Annotated in this window: 16 protein-coding genes and 1 tRNA gene; 13 read left to right on the top strand and 4 right to left on the bottom strand. The window is 68.7% G+C overall.

The genetic code is table 11. The features are described 5' to 3' along the window. Positions 1–176 precede the first annotated feature (176 nt). Complete coding sequence (locus tag C3B61_RS16380) at positions 177–1133, top strand: type IV toxin-antitoxin system AbiEi family antitoxin domain-containing protein (RefSeq protein ID WP_103461589.1); 957 nt, start codon at positions 177–179, stop codon at positions 1131–1133. Between the two features lie 143 nt (positions 1134–1276). Here the strand turns inward: C3B61_RS16380 and gndA are convergent, their stop codons facing one another. Together gndA and C3B61_RS16370 are read right to left on the bottom strand one after the other, a co-directional pair. Further along, positions 1277–2680, bottom strand: coding sequence for an NADP-dependent phosphogluconate dehydrogenase (gene gndA, locus C3B61_RS16375; RefSeq protein WP_425266428.1), 1404 nt, complete (start codon positions 2678–2680; stop codon positions 1277–1279). Between the two features lie 120 nt (positions 2681–2800). Continuing rightward, on the bottom strand, positions 2801–3514 hold the full coding sequence (locus C3B61_RS16370) for a FadR/GntR family transcriptional regulator (RefSeq protein WP_103461858.1): 714 nt from the start codon (positions 3512–3514) through the stop codon (positions 2801–2803). Between the two features lie 219 nt (positions 3515–3733). Here C3B61_RS16370 and C3B61_RS16365 point away from each other — a divergent pair, with 219 nt between their 5' ends. From C3B61_RS16365 to mfd, 3 genes are read left to right on the top strand one after another with little or no spacing between them, the layout of a single operon-like run. Further along, positions 3734–4351 carry a 50S ribosomal protein L25/general stress protein Ctc gene (locus C3B61_RS16365; protein WP_103429773.1) on the top strand — a complete coding sequence of 206 codons (618 nt, stop codon included), beginning with the start codon at positions 3734–3736 and terminating at the stop codon, positions 4349–4351. Between the two features lie 46 nt (positions 4352–4397). Then, a complete protein-coding gene (gene pth / locus C3B61_RS16360) occupies positions 4398–4985 on the top strand; it encodes an aminoacyl-tRNA hydrolase (protein WP_103461587.1) in 588 nt (195 codons plus the stop codon). Positions 4986–5008: 23 nt separating this feature from the next. Next, positions 5009–8644, top strand: a complete 3636-nt coding sequence (mfd, locus tag C3B61_RS16355; protein ID WP_103461586.1) for a transcription-repair coupling factor — start codon at positions 5009–5011, stop codon at positions 8642–8644. Here the strand turns inward: mfd and C3B61_RS16350 are convergent. Further along, entirely contained in the window at positions 8571–9779 is a 1209-nt protein-coding gene (locus tag C3B61_RS16350; RefSeq protein WP_088456725.1) for a Na+/H+ antiporter NhaA, read from the bottom strand. The two genes, mfd and C3B61_RS16350, sit on opposite strands and share 74 nt — an antisense overlap. Positions 9780–9902: 123 nt before the next feature. Between C3B61_RS16350 and C3B61_RS16345 the strand changes: the two genes are divergently transcribed. From C3B61_RS16345 to C3B61_RS16305, 9 genes are all read left to right on the top strand, one after another. Continuing rightward, the gene (locus C3B61_RS16345) at positions 9903–10640 is read left to right on the top strand and encodes a nucleoside triphosphate pyrophosphohydrolase (RefSeq protein WP_103461585.1); all 738 of its coding nucleotides are present in this window, start codon (positions 9903–9905) and stop codon (positions 10638–10640) included. A gap of 32 nt (positions 10641–10672) precedes the next feature. Continuing rightward, positions 10673–11206, top strand: coding sequence for a ferritin (locus tag C3B61_RS16340; RefSeq protein WP_103461584.1), 534 nt, complete (start codon positions 10673–10675; stop codon positions 11204–11206). A gap of 43 nt (positions 11207–11249) precedes the next feature. After that, complete coding sequence (gene hisS / locus C3B61_RS16335; protein ID WP_103461583.1) at positions 11250–12503, top strand: histidine--tRNA ligase; 1254 nt, start codon at positions 11250–11252, stop codon at positions 12501–12503. Between the two features lie 176 nt (positions 12504–12679). Further along, positions 12680–13960, top strand: coding sequence for a phosphopyruvate hydratase (gene eno / locus C3B61_RS16330; protein ID WP_088456721.1), 1281 nt, complete (start codon positions 12680–12682; stop codon positions 13958–13960). Positions 13961–14351: 391 nt separating this feature from the next. Continuing rightward, positions 14352–14774, top strand: coding sequence for a septum formation initiator family protein (locus C3B61_RS16325; protein WP_165787944.1), 423 nt, complete (start codon positions 14352–14354; stop codon positions 14772–14774). Next, positions 14771–15307: a DUF501 domain-containing protein gene (locus tag C3B61_RS16320; protein WP_103461581.1), complete on the top strand. Its 537-nt coding sequence runs from the start codon at positions 14771–14773 to the stop codon at positions 15305–15307. Before C3B61_RS16325 ends, C3B61_RS16320 begins: the two co-directional genes overlap by 4 nt. Continuing rightward, a complete protein-coding gene (locus C3B61_RS16315) occupies positions 15256–16581 on the top strand; it encodes a S8 family peptidase (protein WP_370289869.1) in 1326 nt (441 codons plus the stop codon). The genes C3B61_RS16320 and C3B61_RS16315 overlap by 52 nt, the downstream gene beginning before the upstream one ends. 39 nt (positions 16582–16620) lie before the next feature. Then, positions 16621–18075, top strand: a complete 1455-nt coding sequence (locus C3B61_RS16310) for an NAD(P)/FAD-dependent oxidoreductase (RefSeq protein WP_103461580.1) — start codon at positions 16621–16623, stop codon at positions 18073–18075. A 64-nt stretch (positions 18076–18139) separates the two neighbouring features. Then, a tRNA-Leu gene (locus tag C3B61_RS16305) sits at positions 18140–18216 on the top strand. Between the two features lie 23 nt (positions 18217–18239). Here C3B61_RS16305 and C3B61_RS16300 read toward each other — a convergent pair. Then, positions 18240–20387, bottom strand: a complete 2148-nt coding sequence (locus C3B61_RS16300; RefSeq protein WP_133160341.1) for an Ig-like domain-containing protein — start codon at positions 20385–20387, stop codon at positions 18240–18242. Between the last annotated feature and the right edge of the window lie 46 nt (positions 20388–20433).

Genomic DNA, 20433 nt, shown 5'->3' with positions numbered 1-20433 from the left:
CGCCCCAAATGGTCCCGGTGCGGACATATGGCCCCGGCACGCGGGGTGCACATGTCCGCAGGGGTAACAGAAGCGAGTTGGCGGCACCGTCCCTCCCCAGTCGGGGCACCGGGTCAGGAGTGCACAGGTGGGTGGGTGCCGGGTATCGCTGACACGGTGGTTGAGAGTCTCGCCACATGACTGATGACCGGCTGGACCCACGAACGGGCCTGTTCCTTGTCAAGAACATCGGTGTGACCGACACGGATGCCCGGCAGTTTCGACGATCTGTCGATCGGGGGCAGGGCACCCGCTTGCGCCGCGGGGTCTTCACGACGATGGACCGCTGGGGCGGCTTGGCGTCACGGGACCGATACGTCGACCACATCCGTGCCGTTGTGGCGACCAGGCGGCACGACCCCGTCGTCAGCCACCAGTCCGCCGCGGCGCTGTGGGGTATCCCGCTGGGTGGCGCTTGGCCAGAAGCCGTGCATGTCCTGGCGGTGCCGGCGGCACGGGTGCGCAGCAAGAACGGCGTATTCGTGCATCGCACCGCGTTCGACTGGGCCGAGGTCGTCGAACTCGACGGCGTGCTCGTGACCAGCCCGGCTCGCACCCTGCTCGACTTGGCCAGAACGGCAAGCTTCGAAGATGCCGTTGTCGCACTCGACCACGGCATCAATCCTCGGCGGGCCACCCCGGAGGTGCTCGTCTATTCGGACGACCTGTCCGAAATGCTCGCCCGGTGTGGGTCATTGCGTGGCAGTACCAAAGCGCAGCGGGCCATAGCCTTCGCGCGTCCAAACGCTGACAATCCGGGGGAGTCGATAAGCCGCGTCGCGATTTTCTCGCTGGGCTTCCCCGATCCCGAGTTGCAGTGCCGGCACCCGAATCCGCGAGGCGGGTGGTACTACACCGACTTCGAGTGGCCGCGTTTTCGGCTGATCGGGGAGTTCGACGGACGGGGCAAGTACCTCAAGGACGAGTACCTACGTGGGCGCGCACCGGGTGATGTCGTCTACGCCGAGAAGGTGCGCGAGGACCACCTGCGCGCCGACGGATTCCGGGTGGTGCGGTGGGGCCCTGGCGAGCTCGCCGACCGGGGTTCGCTGAGTCGCCTTCTGGTCGCTGCCGGGTTGTCCGGGACCCGATGAGTGCCGCTCGCCAGGCAGCCCAACGACCAAACAACTGTTGCCCGTACGGACAACTGGACCCGGCGTGCCGGGCGCAAATGTCCGCACGGGCAACAGTTGCCGGGCGGGTGCTGCGGGAGCGAGGAACTCCGGGGGAGGAGCCTCTAGTGCGAGGAGCCCTCGGTGACGATCTCGGTACGGTCGCCGGACCACAGGGTGTGGAAGGTGCCTTCCTTGTCGACGCGCTTGTAGGTGTGCGCCCCGAAGAAGTCGCGCTGGCCCTGGGTGAGGGCAGCGGGAAGGCGGTCAGCACGCAGGCTGTCGTAGTACGCCAGCGACGACGCGAAAACCGGCGCGGGGATGCCGGCGTGGGCGGCGTCGGCGACGACGTTGCGCCAGGAGTCCTGGGCCGTGGCAACGACATCGGTGAAGAACGGGGCGGTCACGAGCGAGACGAGTCCCGGGTTCTCGGTGTACGCCTCGGTGATGCGGTTGAGGAAGCGGGCGCGGATGATGCAGCCACCGCGCCAGATCTTCGCGATATCGCCCTTCTTGATGTCCCAGTTGTACTGCTCTGCACCGGCGACGATGGCGTCGAAGCCCTGCGAGTAGGCGATGACCTTGGACGCGTAGAGCGCCTGACGGACACCCTCGATGAAGCCATCCACGTCTTCGACGGGGTTGATGCTCGGACCGGGGAGAGCTGCGGCAGCGGCACGCTGCGCGGGCTTGGAGGAGACGGAGCGGGCGAATACGGCCTCGGCGATACCGGACACGGGGATGCCCAGGTCGAGCGCGGTCTGCACGGTCCACACGCCGGTGCCCTTGCTGCCGGCCTGGTCGAGGATGACGTCGACGAGCGGCTTGCCGGTCTCCGCGTCGACCTGCTTGAGGACCTCCGCGGTGATCTCGATGAGGTAGCTCTCGAGGTCGCCCTTGTTCCACTTGGTGAAGATCTCGGAGATCTCGGCCGGGGTCTTGCCGGTTCCGCGACGGATGAGGTCGTACGCCTCGCCGATGAGCTGCATGTCGGCGTACTCGATGCCGTTGTGGATCATCTTGACGAAGTGGCCGGCGCCGTCGGTGCCGACGTGGGTGACGCAGGGCTCACCGTCGACGACAGCGGCGATGGACTCGAGGATCGGGCCGAGGGTGACGTACGCCTCAGCGGAGCCGCCGGGCATGATGCTGGGACCCTTGAGGGCGCCTTCCTCACCACCGGAGATGCCGGCGCCGACGAAGTTGATACCGGTCTCGCGCACGGCCTTCTCGCGGCGGAGGGTGTCGGTGAACAGGGCGTTGCCGCCGTCGACGATGATGTCGCCGGGCTCGAACAGCTCGGTCAGCTGGCTGATGACGGCGTCGGTGCCCTTACCGGCCTGCACCATGATGATCGCGGTGCGGGGGGTCTTGAGCGAGGCGACGAATGCCTCGATGGTCTCGGAGGCGACAAAACCGGCCTCGGGGTGCTCATCCATGAGCAGCCGGGTGCGTTCGGGCGAACGGTTGTACACGGCCACGGTGTTGCCTTCGCGGCTGGCGAGGTTACGGGCGAGGTTGGAGCCCATCACCGCCAGTCCGACAACGCCGATATTTGCTGAACCGGTTTCTGACACGTGTTCTCCCTTAGATCTGTGAGTTGTGATCATGTTCAAGATTAGTGGCTTACATAGCCCATGTAATCATATTTATAGCGCGGAGGTCGGATCGGCGGCCCAGGTGGGCTGCACCTCGGCGTAGGTGCGGCGCATGATCCGCTCCATCGCCTCCCGAGCCTTCTGCGGTCGTGCGCCCGAAATCGCCTCGGCGACCTCGGCATGCAACTGCAGGGTGTTCTCGTGCGGGCGGTCCGGCTGCAGGCCCAGGTCGGTGCGGCCGGACAGGACCGCGGCGACGGCTCCGTCGAGTTTGGCGAACATCTCATTGCCCGAGCCCCGCAGCACCAGCCGGTGAAACCGGATGTCGAGCTCCAGGAACGAGGACAGGTCACCCGAGTCACCCGCGGCCCGCATCAGGTCGGCCACGTCCATCAGCTCGGCCGCGACCGAGGCCGCCGCGTGCCGAGCGGCCAGTTCCGCAGCCATCGGTTCCACCGCGGAGCGCAATTCGGTGAGTGAGCGCAGCTGTTCGCCCTTGCCGGGGCCGAGCAGGCGCCAACGGATGATGGTCGGGTCGTAGGCGTTCCAGCTGGACGGTGGCAGAACCCTGATGCCGACCCGTTTGACGGACTCGACGAGGCCCATCGACCCCAGCACCCGGATGGCCTCCCGGATGACCGACCGGCTCACCCCCTGCCGGCGCTCGATCTCGTCGGAGAGCAGGACGGTTCCCGCTGGAACCGTCCCATCGACGATGGACCGTCCGACGTCTTCGGTCACTCGGGTGTGCAAGCTGGGCGGCATGGTCGTCACTTTATCGCCTAGACTGTTGAGTTGAACTTCGGCGAGGGATTCGCGCCAGCCGGGAAACCGGTGCCTGCGAAATCCGTAATCGACGCGGCGAAAAGTCCTCTCAGGCCTTTCCTCACGCTGACATGCGTTCGAGTTGAACCAGCATCCGTACTGCGGGCCCCGTGCCCGCAACACCAATACGGGCACACGAGGCCCGCAAGGAGACACATCATGGCCGAGGCCAAGAACAGCAACAACAAGATTTCCGCAGACGCACGCAACAGCTTCGGCAAGGGCGCGGCCCGCAAGCTGCGCGTGCTGGGCAAGATCCCCGCCGTCATCTACGGCCACGGCACCGAGCCCGTGCACGTGGCCCTGCCGGCTCACGAGATCGGCCTGCTGCTGCGTCGCGCGAACGCCGTGCTCGAGCTCGACGTCGAAGGAACCACCCACCTGACCCTGGTCAAGGACGTGCAGAAGGACCCGGTTCGCCAGATCATCGAGCACCTCGACCTCATCGTCATCCGCAAGGGTGAGAAGGTCCAGGTTGAGGTCGCCGTGCACGTCATCGGTGAGACCGCCCCCGGCACCACGGCCGACCTCGACGCCAAGACCCTGCTGCTCGAGGTCGAAGCCACCAACATCCCGCAGAGCGTGAGCGTCGACGTCGAGGGCCTCGAAGACGGCACCCTCATCCACGCCAGCGAGATCACCCTGCCCGACGGCGCGTCGCTCATCTCCGACCCCGAGATGGTCGTCGTCGGCGTGCACCTGCCGGCCGAGGAAGAAGAGGAAGAGGAGACCGTCGAGGGCGAAGAAGCTCCCGCCGAGGAAGCTGCCGCCGAGTAGTCTTCCCCCTCCAACGCCGGACAGAAACTTTTTGTAAAGGAACCCCCTGGACGAGAATCTCTGGCTCGTAGTCGGGCTCGGTAACCCCGGGCCCGGCTACGCCGGTAACCGCCACAACGTCGGCCACATGGTCACGGCCGTGCTCGCCGACCGGATGCGCGCGAATTTCAAGAACCACAAGGCGAATTCCGCCGTCGCCGAGGGGCGCAGTTTCCCCGGCGGTCCCAAGCTGATCCTGGCCAAGCCGAACAGCTTCATGAATCTTTCCGGCGGACCCGTCGCGGCCTTGCTCCGGTTCTACTCCCTGGACGTCTCCCGCCTCATCGTCGTGCACGACGAGCTGGACCTGCCCTTCGACACCCTCAAGATCAAGGTGGGCGGCGGCCACGGCGGTCACAACGGGGTGCGCGACATCATCGCGGCCACCGGCAGCAACGAGTTCACCCGCATCCGGATGGGCATCGGCCGCCCGCCCGGCCGGCAGAACGCCGCCGACTTCGTGCTGCACGACTTCTCCAGTACCGAACGCACCACCCTGGGGATCATGCTCGAGGACGCTGCGGATGCGATCGAGATGATCGCCGCAGAGGGTGTCACCGCCGCCCAGCAGAAGTTCCACGCCCCACCCGCGTAGAAAACTACCCGTAGACTTGTGCGGTGATTCTTCAGGGCTTGATTCCGGCGCTTTCGCGTGCCTCCACGTTCGATGCCGCCCTCGCCTTTGCGGCCCGTGACGCCGACTTCTCGCTTACCGAGGGCCTCCGCGCCCCGCTGCTGGCCGCGCTGCTCGAGCAGCGCGACAGGTTGGACAAGGGCCGGGCGCTGTTGATCATCACCGCCACCGGCCGTGAGTCCGAGGCGCTGCGGGAGAACTTGGGCTGCTTCTCCGACGACGCCGAGATCGTCGAGTTCCCCGCCTGGGAGACCCTGCCGCACGAGAGGCTCAGCCCCAGCGCCGAGATCGTGGGCCGCCGCCTCTACGCCCTGAGGCGGATGCGCGACTGGGAGGCCACGGACGCCGCCACCCGGCGTCCCCTCATCGTGGTGGCCTCGGTGCGCGCCGCCCTGCAGCCTGTGGCCGACAACCTCACCGACTACGACCCGCTCGAGCTCACCGCCGGCGGCCGCGGCCACGACCTCGCCGCCATCGCCGTCGACCTCGTCAACGTGGCGTACGCCCGAGTGGACATGGTCACCCGGCGCGGCGAGTTCGCCGTGCGCGGCGGCATCCTCGACGTGTTCCCGCCGATGGCCGCGCACCCGTACCGCATCGAGTTCTTCGGTGACGAGGTCGAGCAGATCCGCGCCTTCGCGGTCGCCGACCAGCGCTCGATGCCCGAACCCATCGAGTCGGTGACCCTGCCGCCCAGCCGCGAACTGCTGCTCAGCCCCGCCGTGCGCCAGCGCGCCCGGGAGATGCAACACGAGTTCCCCAGCCTGGCGGGTCTGCTCGCCAAGGTGGCCGAGGGCATCCCCGTCGAGGGCATGGAGAGCCTCGCGCCCGCCCTCGTCGACAGGCTGGTGCCCGTCACGCACTACCTGCCCCGCCAGGCCGCGGTCGCCGTGATCTCGCCGGAACGGGTCGCCTCCCGCGCCATCAGCCTCGCCGAGACCAACCGGGAGTTCCTCTCCGCCGCCTGGAACGCCGCCACCGCCGGCGCCGAGGCCCCCATCGACCTCGCCAGCGGTGACTTCCTCACCCTGGGCACCCTGCGCGACGCCGTGCGGTACTCGGCCCCCGGCGCCGGGGCCAGCGAACGGGTCTGGTGGACGTTGAGCTCCTTCCAGGCCGCGCCCACCGACATCCCGGTGCTGCCCGAACACCGCGAGATCGACGAACTGCTCACCATCCGCATCGAGGGCGACGCCGTGCCGAGCTTCGCCGGCAGCGTCGAGGGCGCCGTCGGGCACCTCTCCACGCGCCTCAAGGACGGTTGGACCGTCGCCGTGGTCGCGCAGGGCGCCGGCCTCGTCGACCGCGCCGCCGACGTCCTCTCCGGCGCCGAACTGCCCGCCCGCATCGTGGAGGAGTTCCCGGCGAACCCGGAACCGGGCATCGCCTACCTGATCAAGGCCTCTATCACTCACGGGTTCGAGATCCCGGAGACCAAGCTCACCCTGGTCAGCGAGAGCGAGTTCTACGGCCGCACCGTCGGTTACGACGCCCGCCAGATCAAGAAGCTCGCCAGTCGGCGCAAGAACGTCGTCGATCCGTTGCAGCTCAAGACCGGCGACCACGTCGTGCACCAAACCCACGGCATCGGCAAGTTCCTCGAACTCACCCAGCGTGAGGTCTCCAGCGGCGGCCGCAACCCGGTCAAGACCACCCGCGAATACCTGGTGCTCGAGTACGCGCCGTCCAAGCGCGGTCACGGCGGCGACAAGCTCTACGTGCCCACCGACCAGCTCGACCTGGTCTCCCGCTACGTCGGCGGCGAGGCACCCGCGCTGTCCAAGATGGGCGGCAGCGACTGGTCGGCCGCCAAGACAAAGGCCCGGCGGGCGGTGCGCGACATCGCCGTCGAACTCGTCAAGCTCTACTCGGCACGGATGGCCAGCAAGGGTCACGCCTTCGGCCCTGACACCCCCTGGCAGCGTGAGCTCGAGGAGGCGTTCCCGTTCGCGGAGACGCCCGACCAGCTCACCACCATCGAGGAGGTCAAGGCCGACATGGAGCGGCCCATCCCGATGGACCGGTTGCTGTCCGGTGACGTGGGCTTCGGCAAGACCGAGGTCGCCGTGCGCGCAGCGTTCAAGGCCATCCAGGACGGCAAGCAGGTGGCCATGCTCGTGCCGACCACCCTGCTCGTGCGCCAGCACATGGAGACCTTCCAGGAGCGCTTCGCCGGGTTCCCCATCCACCTGCGGGCGCTCAGCCGGTTCCAGACCGACAAGGAATCCCGCGAGACCGTGGCCGGCATGCTCGACGGCACCGTCGACATGGTCATCGGCACCCACCGGCTGTTGTCGGAGAACACGATCTTCAAGGACCTCGGCCTGGTCATCATCGACGAGGAACAGCGTTTCGGTGTCGAGCACAAGGACGCTCTCAAGAAGCTCAAGACCAACGTCGACATCCTCGCCATGAGCGCCACGCCCATCCCGCGCACCCTGGAGATGGCCGTCACGGGCATCCGGGAGATGTCCACCCTGGCCACCCCGCCGGAGGACCGGCACCCGATCCTCACCTTCGTCGGGCCGTACTCCGACCGCCAGGTGGCCGCCGCCATCCGCCGCGAACTGCTTCGCGAGGGCCAGATCTTCTTCGTGCATAACCGCGTCTCCAGCATCAACCGGGTGGCCGCGCAGCTGGCCGAACTGGTGCCGGAAGCCCGCGTCGCCGTGGCGCACGGGCAGCTGCCGGAGGCGCAGCTGGAGCAGGTGGTGGTGGACTTCTGGGAGAACAAGTTCGACATCCTGGTCTCCACGACCATCATCGAGACCGGCCTGGACATCGCCAACGCGAACACCATCATCATCGACAGGGCCGACAAGTACGGGCTCAGCCAGCTGCACCAGCTGCGCGGCCGGGTCGGCCGTGCCCGGGAGCGTGCATACGCCTACTTCCTCTACGACGAGAACAAGCCGCTCTCCGAGATCGCGCACGACAGGCTGGCCACCATCGCGGCCAACAACGAACTCGGCGCCGGCATGCAGGTGGCGCTGAAGGACCTCGAGATCCGCGGTGCGGGCAACCTGCTCGGCGGCGAGCAGGCCGGTCACATCGCCGGGGTCGGCTTCGACCTCTACCTGCGCATGATCGGCGAGGCCGTGTCGACCTTCCGCGGTGACGTGGCCGAGGGCCAGACGGAGCTGCGGCTGGAGCTGCCCGTGGACGCGCACATCCCCGAGGAGTACGTGGACAGCGAGCGGCTGCGCCTGGAGGCGTATCAGAAGCTCTCCGGCGCCAGCGGGCTCGCGGCCGCCGACGACCAGATCGGGCTCGTGCTCGAGGAGCTCACCGACCGCTACGGCGAACCGCCCGAAGCCGTCACCAACCTCATCGCCGTGTCCAGGCTGCGCAGGCACGCGCAACAGGCCGGCCTCGGTGAGGTCGTCGCGATGGGCTCCAACCTGCGGGTGGCGCCGGTCGACCTGGCCGACTCCATGCAGGTTCGGGTGCAGCGGATGTACCCGGGTGCCAAGTATTCGGCCGCGGCCGGGTCGATGATCGTGCCGCTGCCGCGCCTGAACGGCGAGCCGCTGGCCGACGCCGCCCTTATAGCGTGGACGGGCTCGCTGCTGGACGCGGTGTTTCCGCGGCCCGTCGATACTGCCGTGCCCGCGCACTGACCACGACGGCCGAGACCAGGATCGCGAAGCCCGAGCCCAGCAGCACGGCGAGGGTGGCCTCGTCGACCACCTCGACGCTGCCGGCGAAGGCGAGCGCGCCCATCAGCAGTGACACCGTGAAGCCGATGCCGCCCAGGCACGCGACCATCACGATGTCGATGAACTTGAGCCCGGACCTGGACCCGTTGGGGCGCCGGGAGATCAGGCTACCCAGGCTCCCGGCCAGGGTGATGCCGATCAGCTTGCCCACCGGCAAGGCCACCAGAATGCCCCAAAACGCCGGGCTGAGCTCGGCCAGGCTCACCTGCGGGATGGCCACGAGGGCCGCCGAGAACGCGAACAGCGGCAGGATCACCGCGTTGGAGTACGGCTCGAGCACGTGGTGGGTGCGGCCACCGGGCACCCGGGCCATCACCAGGCCGAGGATCACGCCGGCGATGGTGGCGTGCACGCCGGAGAGATAGGTGAAGTACCAGGTGGCCACGCCGAGGACGATCAGCAGGACGATGATCGGCCAGACCGGCTTCCGGCCCAGCACCCACGGCGAACGCGGCTTGAGCAGCCGGCTGGTGACCCCGAAGAGGGTGGCCGTGATCGCCGCGAAGCCGATGTACTGCAGCTCGGGGTCCTGGGTGAAGAAAAACGCAATGATCAGGATCGCCACGAGGTCGTCGAGCACCGCCAGGGCCAGCAGGAACACCCGCACCCGGGTCGGGATCCCGCGGCCGAACACCGCCAGCACCCCCAGCGCGAACGCGATGTCAGTGGCCGTGGGCACCGGCCAGCCCGCGGCCAGCCCCGAGCCCTGGGTGAGCAGCAGGTAGATGCCGGCGGGAACCGCGACCCCACCGAGCGCGGCGAGGGCGGGCAGCGCCGCCTTGCCGAAGCTGTTCAGGTCGCCGATCACCAGTTCGCGTTTGAGCTCGATGGCGATGAGGAAGAAGAAGATCGACAGCAGTCCGTCGCTGATCCAGTGCTTGGCCGACAGGTCCAGCCCGAACAGGCCGGTGTGAAGATGTTCGTTGGCCGCGTCGATCAGCGCCGGACCGAAGGCGAGGTTGGCCATGATCAGGCCGAGCACACCGGCGAGAAGCAGGAACCCGGCGGCGTAGCGTTCGGAACGGATGAAAGTCATGGAGATCCTGTCCACCCACGGTCAAAGCGGGTCGGTCGTACGTCGTGAGCGAAACACTTCGCCCGCCGACCAGACTTCCCGGCACACCAGCGTTCAGTTTAGTCCCGCCGCCTACGATGGAGTGTGACCGAATACGCCCAGCCCACGCCATCCGCTTTCGACGAGCTCGTCGCCACGGTCGCCCGCCTGCGTGCGCCGGGCGGTTGCCCGTGGGACGCCGAGCAGACCCACGCGTCGCTCGTGCAGTACCTCACCGAGGAGACTCACGAGCTGATCGAGGCGATCGAGAGCGGCAGCCGCGACGACCTGCTGGAAGAGCTCGGTGACGTGCTCTACCAGGTGGTCTTCCACGCGAGCATCGCCGCCGAGACACCGGGGGAGGACTTCGACATCCAGGAGGTGGCCGCCCGGATGACTCGCAAGATGGTCGGCCGGCACCCGCACGTCTTCGCCGAGAGCGGCGCTCAGAAGACCACCGACGAGGTCATCGCCGGCTGGGACGACGTGAAGGCCGCCGAGAAGCCGCACCGCACCAGCGTGCTCGACGGCATACCGCAGGGCATGCCGGCGCTGGCGCTGGCCGACAAGGTGCTCGGCCGGGCCCAGAAGATCGGCCTGCTCGAGACGGATGCGCCCGCCCTGCTGCCCATCGACAGCGAGGCCGAGCTGGGCCCGATCCTGCTTGCCATCGTGTCCGCGGCCAAGGCCCAGGGGCTGGACTCCGAGCGGGCGCTGCGCACCGCGCTCCGCGACCTGCAGGACGAGATCCGCGCGGCGGAGCAGGAGATAGGCGACGGGTCCTTCGGCTTGGCCGACGGCGACCCGGCCGACGCCGGCGTTATCGCGTTCCCCACCGCATAGCGCCAGGCGGTGCGGCCCGCTAACGTCGCAGCATGACCGAAACGACCTTCAACGCGCTTCTCACCCAGCAAATCGGCAACGAGTTCGCCGCGTCCCAGCAGTACATCGCCATCGCCACCTGGTTCGACAGCCAGGACCTGCCCCAGCTGGCCGCGCACTTCTACCGGCAGTCCGTAGAAGAGCGCAACCACGCGATGATGCTCGTGCAGTACCGGCTCGACCGGGGCCTGGAGGTCGTGATCCCCGGGATCCCCGCCGTGATCAACGGTTTCGCTGACATCGTCGAACCGATCGCGCTGGCCCTCGCGCAGGAACAGCAGGTCACCGCTCAGATCGAGGCGCTCTTCAAGGCCGCCCGCACCGACGGCGACGCCCTCGGCGAGCAGGCCATGCTCTGGTTCCTCAAGGAGCAGGTCGAGGAGGTCGCCTCCATGTCGACCCTGTTGACCATCGCCAAGCGCGCCAAGGACAACCTGTTCGACATCGAGAACTTCATCGCCCGCGAGCAGGTCGGTGACGCCGGCGGCGACGCCGGCGCGCCCGGAGCCGCCGGCGGCGCGATCTAGCGCCGCGGCGGGGTCGGGCCGGGCGACCTGACAGAATTGGGGCATGGCAACAGCAGTGACCCCTCCCCGCGGCATGCGCGACTTCCTCCCGGCCGACAAGGCCACCCGCGAACGGGCTCTGGGCATCATCCGCTCCAGCTTCGCCGCGCACGGTTTCGACGAGATCGAAACGCCCGTGATGGAGGACACCATCAGGCTTCACTCCGGCCTCGGCGGCGACAACGAGAAGCTCGGCTTCGCAGTCCTCAAGCGCGGAATCGGCCCGGCCGACCTTGTGACGGCCGCCGAGGCCGACGACCTGCTCTCCCTGGCCGACCTGGGCCTGCGCTTCGACCTCACGGTGCCGCTGGCCCGGTTCTACGCCAGCCACCGCGCCGAGCTTCCCACGGTGTTCCGCTCCATCCAGATCGCCCCGGTCTGGCGCGCCGAACGCCCGCAGAAGGGCCGCTACCGCCAGTTCGTGCAGTGCGACATCGACATCATCGGCGAGGCCGGCCCGCTTGCCGAGATCGAACTGATCACCGCCACCGTCGCAGCCCTGGACAACCTGGGCCTGACCGGCTGCTCGATCCGCATCAACGATCGCCGCATCCTCACCGCCATGCTCAGCACCTGGGGCGTGGCCGGCAACCTCACCGAACGCGCCCTGATCACCCTCGACAAGCTCGACAAGATCGGTGTGGACGGCGTCGTCACCGAGCTCGGCGGCCTCGGAATCGACACCACCGGCCTGGCCGACACCCTCGCCGGGTTCAGCGACGCCGGCTGGCCCGACCCGCAGGATGCGCCGGCCTGGCTGGACGCCGCCGCGTACGCCGACCTTTCCGCGCTGCGGGCCGCGCTGCCCGGAGTTGCGCTCGAGTTCGACCCCACCCTGGTGCGCGGGATGGGCTACTACACCGGAACCATCTTCGAGATCAAGCACCCCGACCTGGGCTACTCGCTGGGCGGCGGCGGCCGTTACGACGGCATGATCGGCCGGTTCCTCGGCACCGATGTGCCCGCCTGCGGCTTCTCGATCGGGTTCGAACGCATCGTCGACCTGCTCGCCGGCTCCGACGACGACACCGAGTCCGCCGTCCTGCTCGTTCACGAGAAGGATGCCGACCCGGCCGCCCTCGTCGCGCTCAAGACCGCCCTCGTGGCAGAGGGCCTCCGGGTGCGGCTGGACAAGCGCACCAAGAACCTCAAGGCTCTACTCGAACGGGCCGGTGCCGCGGGTTACGGCCGGTTCGCGTTCGTGACCGATGACTCCGTCGAGCCCGACGACCTGGTCTTCAAGCCGCTGGCCGGCTGAACCGAGCACCCGCTGAACGGTTGATGTTCCGGCGGTGAACGGGACTTCAGTCCTGAGCGGGCCGGCGAACCGGTCACTAGACTGTTCTACGGACTGGAACACAGCGGCGTCTTCCTCAAAATCCACACGGACTTAGAATCCAAAAATCGATACACAGACAGACACAGGAGATAGTTGTGGCTCTTATTGACGCAGTTGTTGCACGCGAAATCCTCGACTCTCGGGGCAACCCGACCGTCGAGGTCGAGGTTCTGCTCGAGGACGGCACGCTGAGCCGTGCCGCCGTACCCTCAGGCGCCTCGACCGGCGCCTTCGAGGCCTACGAGCTGCACGACGGTGACAAGAAGCGTTACCTGGGCAAGGGCGTGCTCAAGGCCGTCGGCTCCGTCACCGACGAGCTCGGCCCGGCCGTCGAGGACCTCGACGCCGCCGACCAGCGCATCATCGACATGGTCCTCAACGAGACCGATGGCACCGTCAACAAGGAGCGCGTCGGCGCCAACGCCATCCTCGGCGTGAGCCTGGCCGTCGCCAAGGCCGCCGCCAGCTCGGCCGACCTGCCCCTCTTCCGCTACCTCGGCGGCCCGAACGCGCACACCCTGCCCGTTCCCATGATGAACATCATCAACGGTGGCTCGCACGCCGACAACGACGTCGACATCCAGGAATTCATGGTTGTCCCGCTCGGCGCCCCCACCTTCAGCGAGGGCCTGCGCTGGGGCGTTGAGGTCTACCACGCCCTCAAGGGCCTGCTGAAGAGCAAGGGCCTCGCGACCGGCCTCGGCGACGAGGGTGGCTTCGCCCCCAACCTGCCCAGCAACCGTGCGGCGCTCGACCTCATCGTCGAAGCCATCACGCTGGCCGGCTACACGCCCGGGACCGACATCGGCCTGGCGCTCGACTGCGCAGCCACCGAGTTCTTCAAGGACGGCGTCTACCACTTCGAGGGCAAGGAACTGACCTCCACCGAGATCGTCGCTTACTACGCCGAACTCCTCGAGGCGTACCCGCTCGTCTCCATCGAAGACCCGCTCGAGGAAGAGGACTGGGAAGGCTACGTCCACCTCACCGCTCAGCTCGGCGACAAGGTTCAGATCGTCGGAGACGACCTGTTCGTCACCAACCCGATCCGCCTGGCCAAGGGCCTCGAGATCAAGGCAGCGAACTCCATCCTCATCAAGGTCAACCAGATCGGCACCCTGACCGAGACGATGGACGCCGTCGCCCTCGCCCAGCGCGCCGGCTACACGACCGTCATCTCGCACCGCTCCGGTGAGACCGAAGACACCTTCATCGCCGACCTCGCGGTCGCCACGGATGCCGGCCAGATCAAGACCGGCGCCCCGGCCCGCAGCGAGCGCGTTGCCAAGTACAACCAGCTCCTGCGCATCGAAGAAGAACTCGGCGAGGCCGCGGTCTACGCCGGCCGTTCCGCGTTCCCGCGTTTCAAGGGCTAATCCCCTCTGAACCACCAGGGCTCCCCGCTCATCGGACATCGTCCGGGGCGGGGAGCCTTTTTTTTGGGGCGTGCGCCACCGCCAGGCTGCGGGTTTGCACAGGATCCGGGTTCGCGGGCCGTGGCGAACGGTGCGGGCCGAAAGATCTGGCACTCTAGAACCGGGGCATTTCTGTGTGCCCCGGCGAGCATCACCCACCGAGCACCCGACGGGAGTCACCGTGACCTTCACCGGTTCTGGCATGACCCCACCGCGCCTGCCCAAACCGCGCCGGGCGAAGCCGCACAGTACCGAGTCCCGCGGAACCGAGCCTCGCGGAACCGAGCCCCGCCGGACCGAGCCCCGCAGGACGGAGCAGAGGGCGGTCAAACTCGCCACAGACGAGACAGCGGTGCGCAGCTGGCTCCGTGGCCTGCGGCTGAGCGGATTCTCCTTCGTGATGATGGGTCTTCTGGTGCTCGCTGTCGTCGTGCTCGCGCCCAGTGTGCGCACCTATGCCGAACAGCGCAAACAGATCGACCAGCTGAGCGACACCGTCGCAGCGCAACAGGATTCGGTCGACGACCTCAAGGCGGAGCGGGAACGGTGGAACGACCGCACCTTCGTGACCACCCAGGCGCGGGACCGGCTCTCCTACGTGCTGCCCGGTGACATCAGTTTTCTCGTGATCAACGACAGCGGAGCCAGCGTCGACGACGCCGCCGACACCGCACCCATCAGTACCGCCATCCAGGACACCGAAGTCGACTGGGTCGACTCCGTCTTCCGATCGGTGATGACATCCGCACTGGCCCCCCAGGAGGCAGCACAATGACCCGACCGCCCTTCGACCCCGCCTCCGAGGCCGACATTGCCACGGTCTCCGCGCAGCTCGGTCGCCCCGCCCGCAACGTGATCGGCATCGCCGCCCGCTGCGCCTGCGGCGCGCCCACCGTCGTGGCCACGGCGCCGCGGCTGGAGGACGGCACCCCGTTCCCCACCCTGTACTACCTATCGCACCCTGCCGCCACGGCCGCGCTGTCGTTCCTGGAAGCCACCCAGGTGATGAACGAGTACAACCAGATGCTCGCCGACGACGAGGACCTGCGCGCCCACTACCGGGCCGCGCACGAAAGCTTCCTGGCCGATCGCGAGATGATCGGCGTGGTCCCCGAGCTCGCCGGCGTCTCCTCCGGCGGGATGCCGGTGCGGGTCAAGTGCCTGCACGCCCTGGCCGCGCACGCCCTGGCGGCCGGTCCCGGCGTCAACCCGATCGGCGACCTGGCCCTGCTGCGGGCCGCCTGGTCGCCCCAGGTGTGCGAGTGCCTGGACTACGCTCCGCCGGCGGTCCCGCCGGCCGACGCGTGACCGGCGCCGCGCGCCGCATCCTCACCGGCGTCGCGATCACCCTCGCGGCAGCCGTCGCGGTCGTGGGCGTCGTCGGCGACACCTCCGTCGCCCGCGCCGACCAGGTACGCGACCTCGAATACTGGCTGAATGACTACGGCTTCAGCCAAGCCTGGACCACCACCAAGGGAGCCGGCGTCACCGTCGCCGTCATCGACACCGGTGTCGACGGCAGCATCACCGAGCTCAACGGCGCCGTCGTCGGAGGCACCGACGTCTCCGGCGTCGGCTCGTCGAACGGCCAGACCCCGGTCGGCGCCGAGAACGAACACGGCACACTGGTGGCATCCCTCCTCGCCGGCCGTGGCACGCCAACCGGCGGCGGCCTGATCGGCGTGGCGCCAGAGGCGTCCATCCTCGCCGTCTCGGTGGCGTTCGGCACCAGTGACGCCGTGCTCAGCAATGACGACCAGATCGCCGCGGGCATCCGGTGGGCCGTCGACAACGGCGCCGACGTGATCAACATGTCACTCACCCGCAACACTCTCGACTGGCCGACCAGTTGGGATGACGCGTTCATGTACGCGTTCGAAAACGACGTCGTGGTTGTCGCTGCGGCCGGCAACAGGGGCAGCGGAACGACCGAGGTCGGCGCCCCCGCCACCATTCCCGGCGTACTCACCGTCGCCGGTGTCGACCAGTCCAAGGAGGCCAGCTTCGACGCCTCCTCGCAGGGCATCACCATCGCCGTTGCCGCGCCCAGCGAGAAGCTCGTCGGTGTCGCGCCCGGCGGCGGCTACATGGAGTGGAACGGCACCAGCGCGGCCGCGCCGATAGTCTCCGGGCTGGTGGCCCTGGTGCGCTCGGCCTACCCGAAGCTGGATGCCACCGAGGTGATGAACCGGATCATCGAGACCGCGAACCCGAACGGGCACACGGTACCGAGCCCGATCTACGGCAACGGCCTGATCGACGCCGCCGCCGCGGTCTCCGCGTACGTGCCGAAGTCCACCTCCGCCACGCCCGCCGAGCTCCTGCAGGAGTGGATCACCCTGCACCGCCGCGCCGACGCCGCGCCGATGACGCCCGCCACACCGGGAACTCCGGTGCCCGTTGTCCCGGATGCCGACCCGCCCCTGCCGGAGCAGAACAGCGCCGCCGGCTGGCTGCCCAGCCCACTCACCCTCACCTATGTCAGCGTGCCGCTCGCCGTCCTGGTGGGTTTTGCTATCCTAGTAACGCTGTTCGGCATTGGGGCCACGCGGCATTTCAAGCGAATTCGTTCTCATCTCTAAACTTTCGCGTATCCAATCCCTGTAGGAGGCCTTCTAATCGTGCCCAAAATTCTCATCGTCGGTGGCGGCTACGCGGGTTTTTATACCGCCTGGAAGCTTGAGAAGTGGTTGCGTCCCGGCGAGGCCGAGGTCACCATGGTCGATCCGCTGCCGTACATGACCTACCAGCCGTTCCTCCCCGAGGTGGCCGCCGGATCCATCGATCCGCGTCACTCGGTCGTGGCCCACCGTCGCCACCTCAAGAAGACCAATGTGCTCACCGCCAAGGTCACCAACGTGAACCACGCGGAAAAGAAGGCCACGATCACGCCGCCGGTCGGCGAACCGTGGGTCTTCGACTACGACATCATCGTGGTCACCGCCGGCGCCGTGTCGCGCACCTTCCCGATTCCCGGGGTCGCGGACCAGGCCATCGGCCTGAAGACCATCGAGGAAGCCGTCGCGATCCGCGACACCGTCCTCACCAACTTCGACAAGGCAGCCCAGCTGCCCGCCGGCCCCGAGCGCGACCGCTTGCTGACCTTCGTGGTCATCGGTGGCGGCTTTGCCGGCATCGAGGTGTTCGCCGAGCTGCGCTCCTTCGCCAGCTCGCTGCTCACCAAGTACCCGCAGATCGCCTTCGAGGACACGCACTTCCACCTCATCGAGGCAATGGGTCGCATCATGCCGGAGGTGAGCGAAACCACCGCGCTGTGGGTCATCAAGAACCTCGCCGAGCGTGGTGCAGAGGTGCACCTGAACACCCAGCTCACCTCTGCCGTCGACGGCAAGATCGAGCTCTCCACCGGGGAGTCCTTCGAGACCGACCTGATCGTCTGGACCGCCGGCGTCATGGCGAACCCCGGCATCGTGCGCAACACCGACCTCCCGGTCGAAGAGCGCGGCCGGTTGCGCGTGCGCGCCGACCTGCGTGTCGGCACCGAGGACGAGATCGTCGTCGACGCCTGGGCCGCCGGTGACATCACCGCGGTTCCCGACCTCTCCGGCGGCGGCGTCGGCGGCTTCTGCGTGCCGAACGCCCAGCACGCCGTGCGCCAGGGCAAGCTCATGGCCAAGAACATCGTCGCGGTCCTCCGCGGTGAGGGCCCCGCGGACTACAACCACAAGAACCTCGGAGCCGTGGCCGGCCTCGGCGTCGGCGTCGGCGCATTCCAGTCCGGCAAATTCGCCCTCAAGGGTTTCCCGGCCTGGATCGCCCACCGCGGCTACCACGGCCTGGCCATGCCGAGCTGGGAGCGCAAGATCCGCGTCGTCGGAGGTTGGGTCCTGAACTTCTTCCTGGGCCGCGACATCGTGTCGCTCGAGGCCGTGCAGACGCCTCGCGCCGTGTTCCAGGAGTTCGCGTCCCGTCCGAAGCCGCCGGCAGCCGCACCCGCGGTCGTCGCCCCGGCCGCGGTGAAGGCCCCGCGAGCACCGCGCAAGGCCCCGGTGAAGAAGCCCGTCGTCGAGGTCGCCGCTGCCGAATCAGGCACGGAGACCATCGCAGCACCGTAAAGTCACCGGTGGATGCCGCACCCCGGTGCGGCATCCGCTCGTGCTGCCCGGCTAGACCGGGCGTGCCCCCGTAGCCCAACCGGCAGAGGCAGGCGACTTAAAATCGTCACAGTCTGGGTTCGAATCCCAGCGGGGGCACCAGGAATCACCCGGCGCGGCGCGTCTCAGCGTCGGCCTGGCAGTACGAAGCGCTGCCACGCCCAGGCGGCCACGCTGACCACGGCGAAGCCCGTCGCCACCACCCAGAGCAGCATCGCGGCGCCGGTGCCCGTCCAACGCGGAAGCATGGGCGAGAGCAGCGTGAACAGAGTGAGGAAGGCCGGCACCGTCAGGGCGGCCCAGATCGGCGGCGACCAGGCCAGGATGCTGCGTCCACTCGTATTCCCGATCGGAATGAGCACGAGCACGGCCGAGCCGATCGAGGCCAGCACGACGGTGTTCGCGACCTCAGCGGCCAGGGTGCTGAGGAAACCGTCGGCCGCCGGTAGGGTGCCGACGACCAGCAGCGAGGCCAGTCCCAGGGCGAACAAACTGCCGGCCCGGATGGCGGCCAGCTGGCCCCGTTGGGCCAGGCCGGGCCCCGCGCCAACGACGACGCTGCCCAGCAGGCCGAAGAGCAGGGCGGGCTGTAGCTCGAACAGCCTGGAGGCGAGCGCGGTGACGGCGACGACCGCGAGGTACCGCGGCAGGATCGTCGTGGTCACCTCGATGTGCAGCGCCCTGGACCCCCACCACCGCGGCACCAGGGCGGCTACGGCGTTCACCACCACGAGGGCGAGAACCACGGCCAGCAGCAGCCGGAGATAGGCCGGCGTGGCGGACACCGGGCCAGACAACAGGACGAACACGGCGGCGGCGACGACGGTGCCGCCGTAGGCCACCCAGCGGTTGACCTGCAGGGTCGGGGCGACCTCGAATTCCTCACCGGCGCGGTTGCGGCCGGCGAGCTGGTGGCCGCGAAAGAGCGGCCGGCCGTCTCGCGCCCGGGTGATGGTGCCGGCCAGCAGCCGGGCCGGAATCACGAGCAGCAGCAGGGCTCCCAGCGTGAGCATCGCCGCCTGCAGCCAAGGGAATTGCGCCACGGTCCAGGGCGGGATCACCGCGGTGCTGAACTGGGTGGGGTCGTTCCAGCCGCCTCCTGGCACGGTCAGCTCGGGCGGTGCGGCGGCGTCGCCGTCGTCGGGGGCGGCGGGTAGCGGGCTGGGCGAACCGCTGCCCGGTGTGGCCGTGGGGGTCGCCAGTGCGGTCGCCGTCGGGGCAGGCACGACGGGCGGGGCGGCGGTCGGTGTCGGGGCCGGTGCGGGCGCCGCGGTCGCGGCACCGAAGGTCACCCGGATCGCCGAGCTGCCGGGGCTCACATTGCCGGCGGCATCTTGCTGCACTGCGCGCAGGTCGTACGAGCCGTTCGCTATGCCGGACCCTGTGCACGACCAGGTGCCACCGGACACGACGGCGCTGCAGACCGAGTAGGCGCCGGCGAAGACCGTGACGGTGGCCCCGTTCTCGCCCCGCCCGGTGAACGGCCCGGCGGCGGAGGTCAGCGTGGCGTCGGCGGCGGGACTCGTCACGACGGGCGCGGCCGGGGCGTCGACGTCGAAGGTCAGGCTGATCGGATCGCTTGCCGGCGACGACTCCGGGGCGCTGAACGAGGTCTGCTGTGAGGCAGTGATCTGCTGCGCCCCGCTCGACACCGCGCCCTCCAGCAGGCAGGCCCACACCCCGGAGGTGTCGACGGTGAACGAGCAGCTCGCTCCCGCGGCGAGAGTGGCGGTGACGGTGGCGCCGGGATAGCCGGTGCCGCGCACCATCCCGCTCGAGGAGGAATGGCCGGTCGAGCCGCCCGTGACCGTCGGGGCCTGCAGCACCCGTACGGTGTGGACCGCCGCGAGGGCGGAGTCCCCGGGCACCTCCGCCCGCAGGTCGACGGCGGGTCCGCTGGGCAGGACCACTCCGGGGCACTGCCAGGTGGACGACCCGTCGGTGGCGACGGTGCACAGCGGAGCGCCGCCGGTGGGGGAGAGCAGCTGAATGTCGTGTGTGGGGTCACGGGTACCGGAGACGGTGACGCTCCCGGCCACGAAGGCGTTGGCGCCGGGGCTGTCGATGGTGGGCGCGGCGGGGGCGGGCGGAGCCGGCGACTCGGACGGCGTCTCCGCTGGTGGCTCTGACGGCGAGTCTGACTCCGACGGCGCCAGCGAGGCGTCGGGAGTCGTGGTTTCGGCGGGTGCCGGTTCGGTCGCGGTGGCAGGCGCCGTCTCGATCGTGACGGCCATGGCCGGTGGGACCGCACCGGCGAGCGGGCCGATCAGCACGGTGCCGACCAGAGCCGCGAGCAGGATCCCGAACGAGGCCGCCCGC

Origin of the sequence: Cryobacterium zongtaii, from assembly GCF_002909375.1 — a bacterium.
GTDB classification, from domain to species: domain Bacteria; phylum Actinomycetota; class Actinomycetes; order Actinomycetales; family Microbacteriaceae; genus Cryobacterium; species Cryobacterium zongtaii.
Note: the sequence above shows the minus strand (reverse complement) of the source record. Positions and strands in the feature narration are given on the sequence as shown.